This window comes from Mycobacterium syngnathidarum, from assembly GCF_001942625.1.
In the GTDB taxonomy this organism is placed as follows: domain Bacteria; phylum Actinomycetota; class Actinomycetes; order Mycobacteriales; family Mycobacteriaceae; genus Mycobacterium; species Mycobacterium syngnathidarum.
Map to the genome: position 1 here is coordinate 254,435 of NZ_MLCL01000093.1, position 16,731 is coordinate 271,165.

Consider the following 16,731-nt stretch of genomic DNA (forward strand, 5'->3'; position numbering starts at 1 on the left):
CGTTCTTTTTGGTCGTCACCGGGTCGACCTCGATGCACCTCAAAGGGGGAAACGGTCGTTGACAGCGGACCCCGACCCACCATTCGTCGCCGTCTGGGACAGCGTCGTCGCCGAACTCAACGGTGACCGTGCCCCGGAATCGGGCCTCTCAGGTGACACCGCCGCACCCCAGCTGACCCCTCAGCAAAGGGCGTGGCTCAAGCTGGTGGAACCACTCGTGATCGCCGAGGGGTTTGCTCTGCTGTCGGTCCCCACCACGTTCGTCCAGAACGAGATCGAGCGTCACCTCCGCGAGCCCATCATCAACGCGCTCAGCCGCAAACTGGGCCAGCGAGTCGAGCTAGGCGTGCGCATCGCCACGCCCTCTGAGGAACCCCAGGATTCCGCGGCCGAGACACCGGCCGATTCCGACGAGACCGCTGACACCACGTCTCCCGAGCCGGCCGCCGACACCGACGAGATCGACGACGACCGCGCGGCCAAGGTCAGTGCCGAGGAAACCTGGCCGACCTACTTCAGCAGCCCGCAGCGTGACTCGACCGTCAGCGACGACAACGCGGTCAACCTCAACCGCCGCTATACCTTCGACACGTTCGTCATCGGGGCCTCGAACCGCTTCGCCCACGCCGCCACCCTTGCCATCGCCGAGGCACCCGCGCGGGCGTACAACCCGTTGTTCATCTGGGGCGAGTCCGGTCTCGGCAAGACGCATCTGCTGCACGCGGCCGGGAACTATGCGCAACGTCTCTTCCCCGGCATGCGCGTGAAGTACGTCTCCACAGAGGAATTCACGAACGACTTCATCAACTCATTGCGCGACGACCGTAAAGCGTCGTTCAAGCGGAGCTACCGCGACATCGACATCCTGCTGGTGGACGACATCCAGTTCATCGAAGGCAAGGAAGGTATCCAGGAGGAGTTCTTCCATACCTTCAACACCCTGCACAACGCCAACAAGCAGATCGTCATCTCCTCGGACCGCCCGCCCAAGCAGCTGGCCACCCTCGAGGACCGACTGCGGACCCGCTTCGAGTGGGGCCTGATCACCGATGTGCAGCCGCCGGAGCTCGAAACGCGCATCGCGATCCTGCGTAAGAAGGCGCAGATGGATCGCCTCGATGTACCCGGTGACGTACTCGAGCTGATCGCCAGCAGCATCGAGCGCAACATTCGCGAGCTCGAGGGTGCGCTGATCAGGGTCACCGCCTTCGCCTCGCTGAACAAGACCAGGATCGACAAGGCTCTGGCCGAGGTCGTGTTGCGCGATCTCATCGCCGACGCCACGACCATGCAGATCAGCACGGCGGCGATCATGGCCGCCACCGCCGAGTACTTCGAGACCACGGTGGAGGAATTGCGCGGCCCCGGCAAGACCCGGGCATTGGCGCAGTCCCGGCAGATCGCCATGTACCTGTGCCGTGAACTCACCGATCTGTCCCTGCCCAAGATCGGCCAAGCCTTCGGCCGTGATCACACCACCGTCATGTATGCGGAGAAGAAGATCCGTGGCGAGATGGCCGAGCGCCGCGAGGTTTTCGACCACGTGAAGGAACTCACCACGCGGATCCGCCAGCGCGCCAAGCGCTGAATCGCGCGCTGTCCCACAACGTCTGTCCCTGCCGTCGGGCCCGCGGGGTTCAACCCTGCCGTCGGCGGGGCCGTCGCCGTCTCACATCGTGGTCTCAACGGGGCCGTCCGGCGAAAAATCTTGTAACAACTTCTGCCTCTTTGCGCACCACAAGTCACAGCCCACCGCTGTGGATACCGCTGTGCACAACCTGCGGGCAAACCACGGGATGAATGACAAAATCATCCACACGCCCGTGTCTGTCCACACTCGAGCGCCCGTCCATCCACCGGACTCCACAGTGGACTCACATGTCGACACACCGGCGGTGCTGGGCAAACACCCCTTCATCCCCAGTTTTCACAGGCCCTAATACTGTTACTCAAATATCTTCTAAGAATTCCTTCTAGAAGAAGGGGCTTGGGGACACCGCATGGACCGTACGTCCGAGCGGGCCCCTCGAGGCACGAGCCGGTCCCGATGTCACCCCGATCGATTAGCTTTCAAGTTGGTGCGGAAAGCTCTACGGTGGTTCATCGACAGCGGTTTCCAGCTTTGTCATTCAGCGTCATGCTGCGTGGTGCGGTTTTCGGAAGACGCAGGTAGAGCTCGTTATGGGGATCATCGAAGGGGCGCATAGCACGTGGCGACGACGACGGCTGGGCTGACCGACTTGAAGTTCCGCGTGGTGCGTGAGGACTTCGCGGACGCGGTGGCCTGGGTGGCCCGCAATCTGCCGACCCGGCCCACCATCCCGGTGCTGGCCGGCGTCCTGCTGACCGGCACCGATGATGGCCTGACCATCTCCGGCTTCGACTACGAAGTATCCGCCGAGGTGCGGGTCAGCGCTGAAATTGCTTCTCCCGGAAGCGTTTTGGTGTCGGGTCGGTTGTTGTCGGACATCACCAAGGCCCTGCCCGCCAAGCCTGTCGAGCTCAGCGTCGAGGGCACCCGGGTGGCATTGACCTGTGGCAGCGCCCGGTTCTCGCTGCCCACCCTGGCGGTCGAGGACTACCCCGCGCTGCCGACCCTGCCCGAAGAGACCGGCGTGGTGTCATCGGATCTGTTCGCCGAGGCGATCGGCCAGGTGGCCGTGGCTGCCGGCCGCGACGACACCCTGCCCATGCTGACCGGTATCCGGGTCGAGATCTCCGGTGAATCAGTGGTTTTGGCCGCCACGGACCGCTTCCGGCTCGCGGTGCGTGAGCTGACCTGGGAAACGAGCGCCACCGATGTCGAAGCGGCCGTGCTGGTGCCGGCGAAGACGCTGGCCGAGGCGGCCAAGGCCGGCACCGACGGCAACCAGGTGCACCTGTCGTTGGGTTCGGGGGCCGCGGTCGGCAAGGACGGTCTGCTCGGTATCCGCAGTAACGGCAAGCGCAGCACCACACGTCTGCTCGATGCGGAGTTCCCGAAGTTCCGCCAGCTGCTGCCGTCCGAGCACACTGCGGTGGCCACCATCGGCGTCGCCGAGCTGACCGAGGCGATCAAGCGTGTGGCGCTGGTTGCCGATCGGGGCGCCCAGATCCGGATGGAGTTCGGTGATGACGTGCTGCGGCTGTCGGCGGGTGCCGATGACGTGGGCCGGGCCGAGGAAGATCTGCCGGTGGAGTTCGCCGGGGATCCGCTGACCATCGCGTTCAATCCCACCTACCTGACCGACGGGCTGAGCTCGTTGCATTCGGACCGCGTGACTTTCGGTTTCACCACGCCGAGTCGTCCGGCAGTGTTGCGCCCGACGGGCGAGGATGGTGGTACCGGTGGTGGGTCGGGTCCGTTCCCGGCCGCCAAAACCGATTACGTCTACCTGTTGATGCCGGTCCGCCTTCCCGGCTGATCGGCGCTGGCGAGAGAGGGCGCACATGCAACTGGGGTTGGTCGGCCTGGGCAAGATGGGCTTCAACATGCGCGAGCGCCTGCGCGCCGGGGGCCATGAGGTCGTGGGTTACGACCCGCGACCGGAAGTGAGCGACGTGGCCAGCCTGGCTGATCTGGCGGCTGCGCTCGAGGCACCACGGGTGGTGTGGGTAATGGTGCCGTCAGGCACGGTGACGCACCAGACCATCGGCGAGCTCGCCGACGTGCTGGCTCCCGGCGATCAGGTGATCGACGGCGGCAACTCGAGGTACACCGAAGATGGTCCGCATGCAAAGTTGTTGGGCGACAAGGGCATCAACTTCATCGACGCTGGAGTTTCGGGCGGAGTCTGGGGTTTGCACGAGGGCTACGGCTTGATGGTCGGTGGCAGTGACGCCGATGTCGCTCGAGCCATGCCGATCTTCGACACGTTGCGTCCCGCCGGTGACGCGGCCGACGGATTCGTCCACGCCGGCCCGGTTGGCGCGGGGCACTACGCCAAGATGGTGCACAACGGCATCGAATACGGGCTGATGCACGCCTATGCCGAGGGGTATGAGCTGTTGGCCGCCGAGGAACTCATCGCAGATCCGCAGGCGGTGATCCAGGCCTGGACCAACGGCACCGTGGTGCGGTCCTGGTTGCAGCAGCTGCTGGCCAAGGCGCTCAAGGAGGATCCGGGTTTCGCCGCGATCAGCGGGTACACCGAGGATTCCGGCGAAGGCCGCTGGACGGTGGAGGAGGCGATCAGCCACCGGGTGCCGATGCCGGTGATCGCCGCGTCGTTGTTCGCCCGGTTCGCCTCGAGACAAGAGGACTCCCCCACCATGAAAGCCGTGTCGGCGTTGCGCAACCAGTTCGGTGGCCACGCGGTGCACCGGATCAGCGAGTCCGGTTAGGCGCGATTTCCGATGTATGTCCGTCACCTGGGACTGACCGACTACCGGTCCTGGGCACATGTCGAGCTCGAGCTGGAGCCCGGCCGCACGGTCTTCGTCGGATCGAATGGATTCGGAAAGACGAATCTTGTTGAGGCACTGTGGTATTGCGCGACGCTGAGCTCCCATCGGGTGGCCTCGGACGCACCGCTGATCCGGGCCGGCGCACCCCGCGCCATCGTCTCGAGCATCGTGGTCAACGAGGGGCGGGAGCTGGCGGTCGATCTCGAGATCACCAGCGGCCGGGCCAACAAGGCCCGGCTGAACCGGTCACCGGTTCGCTCACCGCGCGAGATCCTCGGTGTTTTACGGGGAGTGTTGTTCAGCCCGGAGGATCTTGCGCTGGTGCGGGGCGATCCGGGTGAGCGCCGGCGTTATCTCGACGAGTTGGCCACCACCCGTCGTCCGGCTATCGCCGGTGTCCGGGCGGATTATGACAAGGTGGTGCGCCAGCGCACCGCGCTGTTGAAAACCGCTGCGGGAGCACGTTATCGGGGTGATCGCAGCGTGCTCGGCACCCTCGATGTGTGGGACGGGCACCTGGCCGCGCACGGTGCGGCGCTGATCGCCGCCCGCATCGCGCTCGTCGAGCAACTGCATCCCGAGGTGCAGAAGGCGTACCAATTGTTGGCGCCCTCGAGCCGGCCGGCGGCCATCCGGTACCGCAGCAGTGTGGAGGCGATCGAGAACGCCCCGGGTCCCGAGCCGGTGGAGTTCTACGAGGCCGCGCTGCTGGACGCATTGGCCCGCCGCCGCGACGCCGAGCTGGATCGCGGGGTTTGTCTGGTGGGCCCCCATCGCGACGATCTCGAGCTCTGGCTCGGCGATCAGCCTGCGAAAGGCTTTGCCAGCCATGGCGAATCGTGGTCGATGGCACTTTCGCTACGGCTGGGCGCCTACGAATTGCTCCGGTCCGACGGCGTCGATCCGGTCTTGTTGCTCGACGATGTCTTCGCCGAGCTCGACACCGCCCGCCGGCAGGCCCTGGCGGCGGTGGCCGGTGAAGCCGAGCAGGTTCTGGTCACCGCGGCGGTCAGCGAGGACATCCCGCAGGATTGGGTGGCCAACCGCATCGAGATCAAGATGACCGAGGGCGACCAGGGACGGATATCGGTGGTGTAGTCATGGCAGACGATTCCGGTCAGACCCCAGAGCCGGCGGTCTCCCCCGAAGACGCCGCGCGCATGCGCGGCATGGATCTGGTGCGGCGGACCCTCGAGGAGGCACGGGGCGCGGCGCGCAGCCAAGGCAAGGACGTCGGCCGCGGCCGCCGCGCCCCGGTACGGCGGACGGCAGGCAATACCGGGCGGCGCCGCAGCTGGTCGGGTCCGGGCCCCGACGTCCGCGATCCGCAACCGCTGGGCGCGGCGACCCAGGACCTGGCGAAGCTGCGGGGCTGGTCCTCGCGGGTCGCCGAGGGCTCGGTGTTCGGCCGGTGGCGGGCCGTAGTGGGCGACCAGATCGCCGACCATGCCAACCCGACCGCCCTGAACGAGGGAGTGCTGACCGTCTCGGCGGAATCCACCGCGTGGGCCACGCAGCTGCGGATGGTGCAGTCCCAGCTGCTGGCCAAGATCGCCGCCGCGGTCGGCGATGGTGTGGTGACCTCGTTGAAGATCGTCGGCCCGGTCGGCCCATCGTGGCGCAAGGGCCGATATCACGTCGCCGGCCGCGGGCCCCGCGACACTTACGGCTAGTGCTGCGCTCAGAACGCCGAGACGCTCGAAATGGAACTTCTGAAGCGTCGGGAGGCACCAAGGGGCGAGAAATTCCGCGCACGGCGCAGTTAGGTAGGTGAAAACGCCGCTACAGAGTCGGCCCGGTCCGTGTCGACCGGTAGACTGTGGCGAGATCTGCAGGGCGGTGACGCAACCGCCTCCCGCGAACCCCAAGGAGACGCGTCCGACGTGGCTGCCCAGAATCAGTACGGTGCCGACTCGATCAAAGTGCTGGAAGGCCTCGAAGCCGTTCGTAAACGCCCCGGCATGTATATCGGTTCCACCGGTGAACGTGGCCTGCACCACCTGGTGTGGGAGGTCGTCGACAACGCGGTAGACGAGGCGATGGCCGGCTTCGCGACGAAAGTGGATGTGCGCATCCTCGAGGACGGCGGAGTCCAGGTTTCCGACGACGGGCGCGGCATCCCGGTCGCCATGCACGCCACCGGCATCCCGACGATCGACGTGGTGATGACTGTTCTGCACGCCGGCGGCAAGTTCGAGGAGGGCGCCTACCAGGTGTCCGGCGGCCTGCACGGTGTCGGCGTCTCGGTGGTCAACGCGCTGTCCACCCGGCTGGAGGCCGACGTCCGCACCGACGGATACGAGTGGTTCCAGACTTACGACAACTCGGTCCCCGGAACCCTGCGCAAGGGTGAGAAGGCCAAGGACACCGGCACCACGATCCGGTTCTGGGCCGATCCGGACGTGTTCGAAACCACGGTGTACGACTTCGAGACCATCGCCCGGCGGCTGCAGGAGATGGCGTTCCTCAACAAGGGCCTGACCATCGAGCTCACCGATGAGCGGGTCACCCAGGAGGAGGTCGTCGACGAGGTGGTCGCCGACACCGCCGCAGCGCCCAAGACCGCGGAGGAATCGGCGGCCGAGGCCGCCGCACCTCACAAGGTGAAGCACCGGACCTTCCATTACCCCGGCGGCCTGGTCGACTTCGTCAAGCACATCAACCGCACCAAGACGGCGATCCAGCCCAGTGTCATCGACTTCGACGGCAAGGGTCCGGGCCACGAGGTCGAGATCGCGATGCAGTGGAATGCCGGTTACTCCGAGTCGGTGCACACCTTCGCCAACACCATCAACACCCATGAGGGTGGTACCCATGAAGAGGGTTTCCGTGCGGCGTTGACGAGTGTGGTGAACAGGTACGCCAAGGATAAGAAGCTGCTCAAGGACAAGGATCCCAACCTCACCGGTGACGACATCCGCGAGGGTTTGGCGGCGGTGATCTCGGTGAAGGTGGCGCAACCTCAGTTCGAGGGGCAGACCAAGACCAAGCTGGGCAACACCGAGGTCAAGTCGTTCGTGCAGAAGATCTGCAACGAGCAGCTCACCCACTGGTTCGAGGCCAATCCCGCCGAGGCGAAAACCGTGGTGAACAAAGCGGTTTCGTCAGCACAGGCGCGTATCGCGGCCCGCAAGGCCCGTGAGCTGGTGCGCCGCAAGAGTGCCACCGATATCGGCGGTCTGCCGGGCAAGCTGGCCGATTGCCGCTCGACAGACCCGACGAAGTCCGAACTGTATGTGGTGGAGGGTGACTCGGCCGGTGGCTCGGCCAAGAGCGGTCGCGACTCGATGTTCCAGGCGATCCTGCCGCTTCGCGGCAAGATCATCAACGTCGAAAAGGCCCGTATCGACCGGGTTTTGAAGAACACCGAAGTCCAGGCCATCATCACCGCGCTGGGCACCGGCATCCACGACGAGTTCGACATCTCCAAGCTGCGCTATCACAAGATCGTGTTGATGGCCGACGCCGACGTGGACGGTCAGCACATCTCCACGCTGCTGCTGACGCTGCTGTTCCGATTCATGAAACCGCTTGTCGAGCACGGCCACATCTTCTTGGCCCAGCCGCCGCTGTACAAGCTCAAGTGGCAGCGTCAGGAGCCGGAGTTCGCCTACTCCGACCGCGAGCGTGACGGTTTGTTGGAGGCCGGCCGGGCGGCCGGCAAGCGGATCAACGTCGATGACGGTATCCAGCGCTACAAGGGTCTGGGCGAGATGGATGCCAAGGAACTGTGGGAAACCACCATGGACCCGACAGTGCGGGTGTTGCGTCAAGTGACGCTTGACGATGCGGCCGCCGCCGACGAGTTGTTCTCCATCCTGATGGGCGAAGACGTCGAAGCGCGCCGCAGCTTTATCACCCGCAACGCCAAAGACGTTCGCTTCCTGGATGTTTAGCCGCCACGCGGCCAAGTCCTTTGACCTCATCAAGCCGAGCCGACGAGCGAGGAATCCATGACTGACACCACGTTGCCACCCGGCGACGGAGCCTCCGACCGCATCGAACCGGTCGACATTCAACACGAAATGCAGCGCAGCTACATCGATTACGCGATGAGCGTGATCGTGGGTCGTGCGTTGCCGGAGGTGCGCGACGGCCTCAAGCCCGTGCACCGCCGCGTGCTCTACGCGATGTACGACTCAGGCTTCCGTCCCGATCGCAGCCACGCCAAGTCGGCGCGCTCGGTGGCCGAGACGATGGGTAACTACCACCCGCACGGTGATGCGTCGATCTACGACACCCTGGTCCGGATGGCCCAGCCGTGGTCACTGCGCTACCCACTGGTCGACGGCCAGGGCAACTTCGGTTCGCCGGGTAACGATCCCGCGGCCGCGATGCGTTATTGCGTGACCGGCGACGCGCTGGTGCGCCTCCCCTTCGGTCACTCGGTACGAATTGCCGATATCGTGCCGAATGCTCGTCCGCAATCCGACAACGTCATCGAACTCAAGGTCCAGGACCGCCACGGCAACCCTGTTGTTGCCGATCGACTGTTCCATTCCGGTGAGCACCAGACCTACGCCGTCAAGACGGATGAGGGTTATACGGTCACGGGTACCGAGAACCACCCTCTCCTGTGTCTGGTCGATGTCGCGGGTGTTCCCACGCTTCTGTGGAAGTTGATCGAAGAAATCCGACCGGGCGACAGGGTCGCGATTCAGCGCACGCAGCCGGCTGAGTTCGGGCCCGCAGATTGGCACGAGACCCTGGAAGCATTACTACTGGGCGCCTTCATCAGCGAAGGTTTCGTGTCCGAGAACCGAGCGGGGTTCAACAATCTTGATCGCGATTTCTTCGACATGGTCGTGGAGGCGTATGACGCAGTTGTAGGCGGCCAGCGGTATGTATCGACGCGGACCATTTCGTCGGGATCGTGGCTGCACGAGCTCGATGTTCACAATCTGCACGCGTTGAAGGCTTCGCGCCTTGGCGATTTGGTCGGTCAACGGTCTGCCGACAAGGCCGTGCCGGAATGGATGTGGCGTGCCCCGGCAGCGGTCAAGCGCGTGTTCTTGCAGGCATTGTTCGAAGGTGATGGCTCATGTTCGTCGTTGCCGCGCAACGCTATTCAGGTTTCATACTCCACTCGGAGTGCGCAGCTGGCAGTCGACGTTCAGCAGATGTTGCTGGAGCTTGGTGTGGTTTCGCGCCGCTACCGACACGCGGTCGGCGAGTACAAGGTCGTCATCACCAACCGTGCTCAGGCGGAACTGTTCGCCGCGCAAGTCGGCTTCGGTGGCGCGAAGCAGACCAAGCTGAACCAGATTCTGTCGGCGCTCCCTGCCACGGCCAAAGGACTCGACGGTGACCATGTGCCGGGCTTGGCCGAATTCATCCGCACTCATGGTGGTGGCGGCTGGATGGACCGGGAATGGCTGCGCAAGCACAACATCGATCGGCTAGACCGGTGGCGCCGCAACGGCACTGAGATTCTCAGTCACATCGCGGATCAGGACGTTCGTGCGGTCGCTACGGACCTGACCGACGGACGGTTCTACTTCGCCCAGGTTGAGTCGGTGACCGACGCCGGGGTGCAGCCTGTGTACAGTCTGCGCGTCGACACCGACGACCATGCGTTCATCACCAACGGGTTCGTCAGTCACAACACCGAAGCCAGGCTGACCCCGCTGGCGATGGAGATGTTGCGTGAAATCGACGAGGAGACAGTCGATTTCATTCCGAACTACGACGGCCGTGTGCAAGAGCCGACAGTACTGCCGAGCCGGTTCCCCAACCTGCTCGCCAATGGCTCCGGCGGTATCGCCGTCGGTATGGCCACCAACATCCCGCCGCACAACCTGCGGGAGTTGGCCGAGGCGGTGTACTGGTGCCTGGAGAACCACGAGGCCGATGAGGAGGCCACCCTCGCCGCGGTGTGCGAACGGGTCAAGGGCCCGGACTTCCCCACCAGTGGCTTGATCGTCGGATCGCAGGGCATCCAGGACGCCTACACGACGGGTCGCGGTTCGATCCGGATGCGCGGTGTGGTGGAGATCGAAGAGGACAGCCGCGGCCGTACCGGCATCGTCATCACCGAGCTGCCCTACCAGGTCAACCACGACAACTTCATCACCTCGATCGCCGAGCAGGTGCGCGACGGCAAGCTGGGCGGTATCTCCAACATCGAGGACCAGTCCAGTGACCGCGTGGGCCTGAGAATCGTGGTGGAGCTCAAGCGCGACGCCGTCGCCAAGGTCGTGCTCAACAACCTCTACAAGCACACCCAGCTACAGACCTCGTTCGGCGCGAACATGCTGTCGATCGTCGACGGAGTGCCCCGCACGCTGCGCCTGGACCAGATGATCCGGTACTACGTCGCACACCAACTCGACGTCATCATCCGGCGGACCCGATACCGGCTGCGCAAGGCCAACGAGCGGGCCCATATCCTGCGCGGTCTGGTCAAGGCGCTCGACGCCCTCGACGAAGTGATCGCCCTGATCCGCGCCTCGCAAACGGTCGATATCGCCCGCGCCGGTTTGATCGAGCTGCTCGACATCGACGAGATCCAGGCCCAGGCCATCCTCGACATGCAGCTGCGCCGGTTGGCCGCCCTGGAACGTCAGAAGATCATCGACGATCTGGCCAAGATCGAGGCCGAGATCGCCGACCTCGAGGACATCCTGGCCAAACCGGAACGGCAGCGCGCGATCGTACGCGACGAGCTGGCCGAGATCGTCGAGAAGCACGGCGATGACCGGCGGACCCGGATCGTTCCCGCCGACGGCGACGTCAGCGACGAAGATCTGATCGCCCGCGAAGACGTCGTCGTCACCATCACCGAGACGGGGTACGCCAAGCGCACCAAGACCGACCTGTACCGCAGCCAGAAGCGTGGCGGTAAGGGCGTACAGGGTGCGGGGCTGAAGGCCGATGACATCGTCAACCACTTCTTCGTGTGCTCGACGCACGACTGGATCCTGTTCTTCACCACCCAGGGCCGCGTGTACCGGGCGAAGGCCTACGACCTGCCGGAAGCCTCGCGCACCGCGCGCGGCCAGCACGTGGCGAACCTGCTGGCCTTCCAGCCCGAGGAGCGCATCGCCCAGGTCATCCAGATCAAGGGCTACGAGGATGCGCCGTATCTGGTGCTGGCCACCCGCAACGGTCTGGTGAAGAAGTCCAAGCTGGTCGACTTCGATTCGAACCGCTCCGGCGGCATCGTGGCCATCAACCTGCGTGACGGCGACGAGCTGGTCGGTGCGGTGCTGTGCTCGTCCGACGACGACCTGCTGCTGGTCAGTGCCAACGGTCAGTCGATCCGGTTCTCGGCAACCGATGAGGCACTGCGGCCGATGGGCCGGGCCACCTCCGGTGTACAGGGCATGCGGTTCAACGAGGACGATCGGCTGCTGTCGCTCAACGTGGTCCAACCGGACACATATCTGCTGGTCGCGACGTCCGGCGGCTACGCCAAACGCACCGCCATCGAGGAGTACTCGGCCCAGGGCCGCGGCGGCAAGGGCATCCTGACGATCCAGTACGACCGCAAACGTGGCAGTCTGGTCGGAGCGCTGATTGTCGACGACGAGACGGAGCTTTACGCCATCACCTCCGGTGGCGGCGTGATCCGGACCGCTGCACGTCAGGTTCGCAAGGCTGGACGTCAGACCAAGGGTGTCCGCTTGATGAACCTGGGCGAGGGCGACACACTGATTGCGATTGCGCGCAACGCCGAGGAGGACTCGGACCCGGTTGGTGTTGAGTCCGACGAGGAATGACGCTGTCGCCGAGGCCCGACGCGGACCTCGGCCTGAGCTAAGGAGCTGTTAGGTGAGTTCACCGAACCCGCGGGCGGGCGACCGGTCCGGCAGTTCCAACGGCTCAGGTTCCGGGGCTGCAGGGGCCGAAGGGGCGTCGACCACCGGAAAGGCTGCCGGAGTTCAGGCCCGACCGGCCGGCGGGCAGATCACCGAGACCGGTGAAGCGCCGCCGTGGCAGCGCGGGACCGCCAGGACCACGCCGCCCCCGGCAACCGAGACGCGCGACGAGAGTGCCCGCACGCCGAACGCCCACTCCCCCGGTGTGGAAGCCCGGCTGCAGCGCTTCGTCGCCGGTTCGGAGAACCAGGAGACCGAGCAGCAACCACGCCCGGCCCGGCCGTCGTCTTCGGGCCAGGCGGGCCAGGCGGCCCAGGGCGCTGCATCTGCGCCGCGCAGCGAGCCCGTCCGGTCCGAGGCCTACGCCAGTGAGATTCCCGATCTGTCCGGGCCGGCCCCGCGCCCGGCACAGCGCAAAACGTCCTCCGACGCTGCGGCGGCCAGATCTTCGAGCAACAGCCCCACCACCCGGATCCAGGTGTCCAACCGCACCGCGCATCAGGGGCCGGTCCGGGCCAGCATGCAGATCCGCCGGGTCGATCCATGGACTGTGCTGAAGGTCTCACTGGTGCTGTCGGTGGTGCTGTTCTTCGTCTGGATGATCGCGGTGGCTTTCCTGTACCTGGTGCTCGGCGCCATGGGTGTGTGGAGCAAGCTCAACAGCAACGTCGGCGACCTCCTGACCAGCGCCAGCGGCGCCTCCGGGGGCGAATTGGTGTCCAGTGGAACGATATTCGGCGGGGCGGCGCTGATCGGTCTGGTGAACATCGTGGTGCTGTGTGCGATGGCCACGATCGGGGCGTTCATCTACAACCTGACCACCGACCTGGTCGGCGGAGTCGAGGTCACGCTGGCCGACCGGGATTGATTTGGGAGTCTGCGCCCGGGTGCGGTAATCTCTGCGCTCGGTCGATCCCAATTTTCGGGCCTATAGCTCAGGCGGTTAGAGCGCTTCGCTGATAACGAAGAGGTCGGAGGTTCGAGTCCTCCTAGGCCCACGACACCCGGTGTAACCGGTGATCATCGAGAGGTTGCGCCATGCGGTTCATACTTCTGGCCGGCATCGCAGCCGCCGCGGTGATCGTCTGGCGATCACGTCACGGTGAAGAAGTTTGGCACGACCTGGAAATTCCAGCATCGCCGCCAGATTCGGGGCCTTAGCTCAGTTGGTAGAGCGCTGCCTTTGCAAGGCAGATGTCAGGAGTTCGAATCTCCTAGGCTCCACAACTCAATTCAGTCCTAAAGCGGTTCCGGTCTTAGCTGACGGAACCGCTTTTCTTGTTGGCGGCCACATTTTGACCACAACTGCGAGTAACCGCACTGGTCAGCATGTTGTTTATGCGATACAGACTGCCTCGACGTCGAACGGGTAGAGGTGGCCGGACCGGTCCAGGGTGAGGCCCGCGGACTCGTGTCCAAGCATGTTCTGCGACCCCACAACAGTTGACAGCACCGATCACGCTCCCTCGATCCGCTGACCGCCGAGGACATCCACACACCGTTTCACCTGTGGTGAGCAGCCAGCCGCCAGATCCGATGGTCGCGGTCCTCCTATGGCGAGGCTGCGGTAACCTCCAGTCATCAAGATCTGGCCGCTTGGGGGATTGGCATGGCAAACGAATTGAACGTGAACACGAGCGACCTTCGCGCAGCCGCTGCCAGCGGGGATGTTGCGGCGGCGACGTTGACGGACGCAGCTGTGGGCACATCGGCCGGTTCGCGGTCGAGCAGTGTTGGCATCGCGGCCCTGGACACGGCGATCAGAACAGTTCGCGGCCGCCAGTCTGCGCGCATGTCTGGGCAAACCGCCGCCCTGCGGGAAGGTGGCCAGCGCTACGCCGAGACCGACGGTGGTAGCGCCGACAGTATTGCGGGGACTGTGCGAGCCTTGCTGCGGACGCGTCAGGCGGGTTGCCGACGCGGACTGAGATCGAGGAGTGGGATACCCGCGATCTGACTGATGCGGCAGTACGTTGGCGTGCGATGGCGGCAGAGTCCGACGAAGCCTTTGCCCAACACCGAGACAACATCATCAGGACAGAGTGGAACGGGGATGCCAAAGACGCTGCGGTCGATCGGGATCCGCGCGGCCAAACGCCAAGCATTGGAGGCGATCGCGGAGGCCGAGGCGAACGGGTTCAAAGTCGGTGAAGACCTCGCGGTGCGTGACACTCGCCCGATAGATGTCACAACGATGGCCGAGCGCACCAAGGCGGCCCGCGAGCACGCCGAGGATATCCGATGGTTCGCCGAGCGGCTGGTGCAGGCCGATGAGTTCGGCGGTAGGCAACTACAGGATAAGGCCTCCGAGTTGGAGGGGATTCGATTCGAGGGCGCCGAGCCGGACAGCCCGGTCCAGTTAGCGAGCAACGAGTTCAAGCAGAACCCGCCACTGTTTCCGGGGCCACCGTTGTCGGAGAGTCGTCGTGCCGCAGTGGAGTATGCGGAGAAGTGGGCCGAGGGCTTCAACCCTGACTACGAATCTCTCGGGGGCGGGGATTTGGATTGCACGAACTTCGCATCACAAGTGATGCGGGCCGGTGGGTTCGGTGATGTGGGCAACGGCATAGACGACTGGCGTCGCGGAGACAGTGACGATTGGTACTACCAGAACGACGGACTGGTGTTCCCGGGAAATACCTCATCGAAAACCTGGACGCTGGCGAAGGAGAATCATAATTTCGTCACCCAGCATTCCGGTCGAGGCGAAATCGTGGGAGTGGTTGCTACTCCGAGCCGCGAGGGTCTCGACCCGTTAGCTCCGTCCCGGGCCGGTCGCCTTCCTGGCGACCTGATCTACTACAAGGACGCCGACGGCGGGATTAACCACGTGGCGGTGTACACAGGTCAAACGATGATCAACGGGGTGCCCACCGACGTGATCAACCAGCACTCTGGCGGCGTCAAGACGCACGGCGACTGGATGCCAGATTCGGCGGAGTACACCCGTGCTCCTGCCCAGGTCGAGTTCGTTCATCTGAGATACCCAGGAGAATGACCCGAATGAGTGACTGGTTCAGCGCGCACCGCGGCGTTGCCGCGATCGTGGCCGTGCTCGCGGCAGCGGTGGTCGGCACTGTGGCGTGGGCATGCACCGTGCCGTCGAGCAGCGACGGCTTGTCGATGGGTGATTATGGCCCCGACAAACAACGTGAGTGGGCAGAGCGGCTGGTCACCGGGTTGAACACCCGCGAGGTGAACCAGGTTCCGCTTCTTCGTCCCAACGGTGTGCTATCGGCCGAACAACGGCAGACAGTGGAGGCGGTCATGCCCGCACCCGGCTGCGCATACCACCTGGTGTCGGTCGAGGATCGAGGAGAGCAAGGCAGGCAGCAAGTGCCTGGACTTTCGACCGAGAGCTCGACCTACCGCTTCGATATGACCGTTGAGGCGCGGTGCCCAGACAAGCAACCACTCAACCGGACGATCGGCGTCGTAGCCATCGCCGAAATGAGCTACTGGGAGCCCTTCTACTTCGTGCCATAGCCACGAGAGCCCGCGATGAACGGCTGCCGTCAGCGCTGTCATGTCACGCCCCGTCGCGGAACTCCTGTAGATAATCCGGCCACGACAGCCCACGGAGTGGTCGCGTATGACTCGTCCTGGTCGTGGTGTACGCCAATGGCTGACCTAGGGATAACGAATCTCCTAGGCTCCACAACTCAATTCGGTCCTGAAGCGGTTCCGGTCTTAGCTGACGGAACCGCTTTTCTGGCTCAGCGTTGACACCGGGCCTGACGAATGCCGCTGTGCCATGGGTATTTCCAGTAGGACATCGGAGAATGTCCCGACGACACCGGCGTCAATTGATACCGTCGGCCGACATGAAGTGTTTGCACAAGATATTTCCTGTCGCGGCGGCTCTCGTGCTCAGCACTGCCGCGTGCGGTACCGAGAGCAGCCAGCAGGGCCCGAGCAGCCCCCAGGCTCCTCCGGTGACCACGTCGTCGAGCCACGCGCCGGCAGCGCCGGCAGCTCCGCAGACGACCGGCGAAGCCACCACCACCGTGCCGATGATGCCCAACCCGAACGGTGACGGTTCGATGGTGCCGTGTGAGGGGACCATCTGCACCAACCCCAACCATGGTGCCGGTGACAATCCGGAGGAGAACGGTGGCGCGGTGATGCCCAATCCGAACGGGGACGGGTCGGATGTGCCGTGTGAGGGCACCATCTGTACCAACCCGAATCACGGTGCCGGCGATGACGACAGCGGCGGCGAAGGGTAGCCGTCGCCTCCCTGCGCGCCCTAGGTGTAACTCCCAGACAGGTTGTGAACGGCGTGGTGAGCGGAAGTAGGTGAGGACCTCCGGTATCGGTGTGGTTACCAAACACGCACATCCGATTACCGAGAGGTCCTCATGGTCCACGCTAATGCTTCGTTGACTCCTCGTGGGCGGTTGCGGCTTGCGCAGGCGGTTGTTGATCAGGGCTGGAGTTTGCGGCGCGCGGCTGAGCGGTTCCAATGTTCGGTGGCCACAGCCAAGAAATGGGCCGACCGTTATCGCGACGGTGGCGAAGCAGC

At 64.5% G+C, this 16,731-nt stretch carries 11 protein-coding genes, 2 tRNA genes and 1 pseudogene; all 14 read left to right on the forward strand.

Features of this window, described 5'->3' with window-relative positions; translation table 11 throughout:
• The first annotated feature begins 58 nt into the window (after window positions 1-58).
• Window positions 59-1,588, forward strand: a complete 1,530-nt coding sequence (gene dnaA, locus BKG60_RS30930) for a chromosomal replication initiator protein DnaA (protein ID WP_070185771.1) — start codon at window positions 59-61, stop codon at window positions 1,586-1,588.
• A gap of 622 nt (window positions 1,589-2,210) precedes the next feature.
• Window positions 2,211-3,404: a DNA polymerase III subunit beta gene (gene dnaN, locus BKG60_RS30935; protein ID WP_070185772.1), complete on the forward strand. Its 1,194-nt coding sequence runs from the start codon at window positions 2,211-2,213 to the stop codon at window positions 3,402-3,404.
• A 13-nt stretch (window positions 3,405-3,417) separates the two neighbouring features.
• Window positions 3,418-4,323 (forward strand): annotated as a pseudogene (gene gnd, locus BKG60_RS30940) (phosphogluconate dehydrogenase (NAD(+)-dependent, decarboxylating)); the annotation flags it as partial.
• Window positions 4,324-4,335: 12 nt separating this feature from the next.
• Window positions 4,336-5,484, forward strand: a complete 1,149-nt coding sequence (gene recF / locus BKG60_RS30945; RefSeq protein WP_075910482.1) for a DNA replication/repair protein RecF — start codon at window positions 4,336-4,338, stop codon at window positions 5,482-5,484.
• Window positions 5,485-5,486: 2 nt separating this feature from the next.
• The gene (locus BKG60_RS30950) at window positions 5,487-6,059 is read left to right on the forward strand and encodes a DUF721 family protein (RefSeq protein ID WP_075910483.1); all 573 of its coding nucleotides are present in this window, start codon (window positions 5,487-5,489) and stop codon (window positions 6,057-6,059) included.
• Window positions 6,060-6,269: 210 nt separating this feature from the next.
• Complete coding sequence (gene gyrB / locus BKG60_RS30955) at window positions 6,270-8,282, forward strand: DNA topoisomerase (ATP-hydrolyzing) subunit B (RefSeq protein ID WP_075910484.1); 2,013 nt, start codon at window positions 6,270-6,272, stop codon at window positions 8,280-8,282.
• 57 nt (window positions 8,283-8,339) lie between these two features.
• On the forward strand, window positions 8,340-12,107 hold the full coding sequence (gene gyrA, locus BKG60_RS30960; RefSeq protein WP_075910485.1) for an intein-containing DNA gyrase subunit A: 3,768 nt from the start codon (window positions 8,340-8,342) through the stop codon (window positions 12,105-12,107).
• A gap of 52 nt (window positions 12,108-12,159) precedes the next feature.
• A complete protein-coding gene (locus BKG60_RS30965) occupies window positions 12,160-13,074 on the forward strand; it encodes a DUF3566 domain-containing protein (RefSeq protein ID WP_075910486.1) in 915 nt (304 codons plus the stop codon).
• 56 nt (window positions 13,075-13,130) lie between these two features.
• Window positions 13,131-13,204, forward strand: a tRNA-Ile gene (locus BKG60_RS30970).
• Window positions 13,205-13,357: 153 nt separating this feature from the next.
• Window positions 13,358-13,430 (forward strand) — tRNA-Ala (locus tag BKG60_RS30975).
• 784 nt (window positions 13,431-14,214) lie between these two features.
• Complete coding sequence (locus BKG60_RS32645) at window positions 14,215-15,204, forward strand: amidase domain-containing protein (protein ID WP_242671665.1); 990 nt, start codon at window positions 14,215-14,217, stop codon at window positions 15,202-15,204.
• 5 nt (window positions 15,205-15,209) lie between these two features.
• Window positions 15,210-15,692: a hypothetical protein gene (locus tag BKG60_RS30985; protein WP_075910487.1), complete on the forward strand. Its 483-nt coding sequence runs from the start codon at window positions 15,210-15,212 to the stop codon at window positions 15,690-15,692.
• A gap of 338 nt (window positions 15,693-16,030) precedes the next feature.
• A complete protein-coding gene (locus BKG60_RS32875) occupies window positions 16,031-16,435 on the forward strand; it encodes a hypothetical protein (RefSeq protein WP_423226862.1) in 405 nt (134 codons plus the stop codon).
• 132 nt (window positions 16,436-16,567) lie between these two features.
• Window positions 16,568-16,731 (forward strand): helix-turn-helix domain-containing protein (locus BKG60_RS30995; RefSeq protein WP_162562104.1); only part of this gene is annotated, 164 nt, incomplete at its 3' end.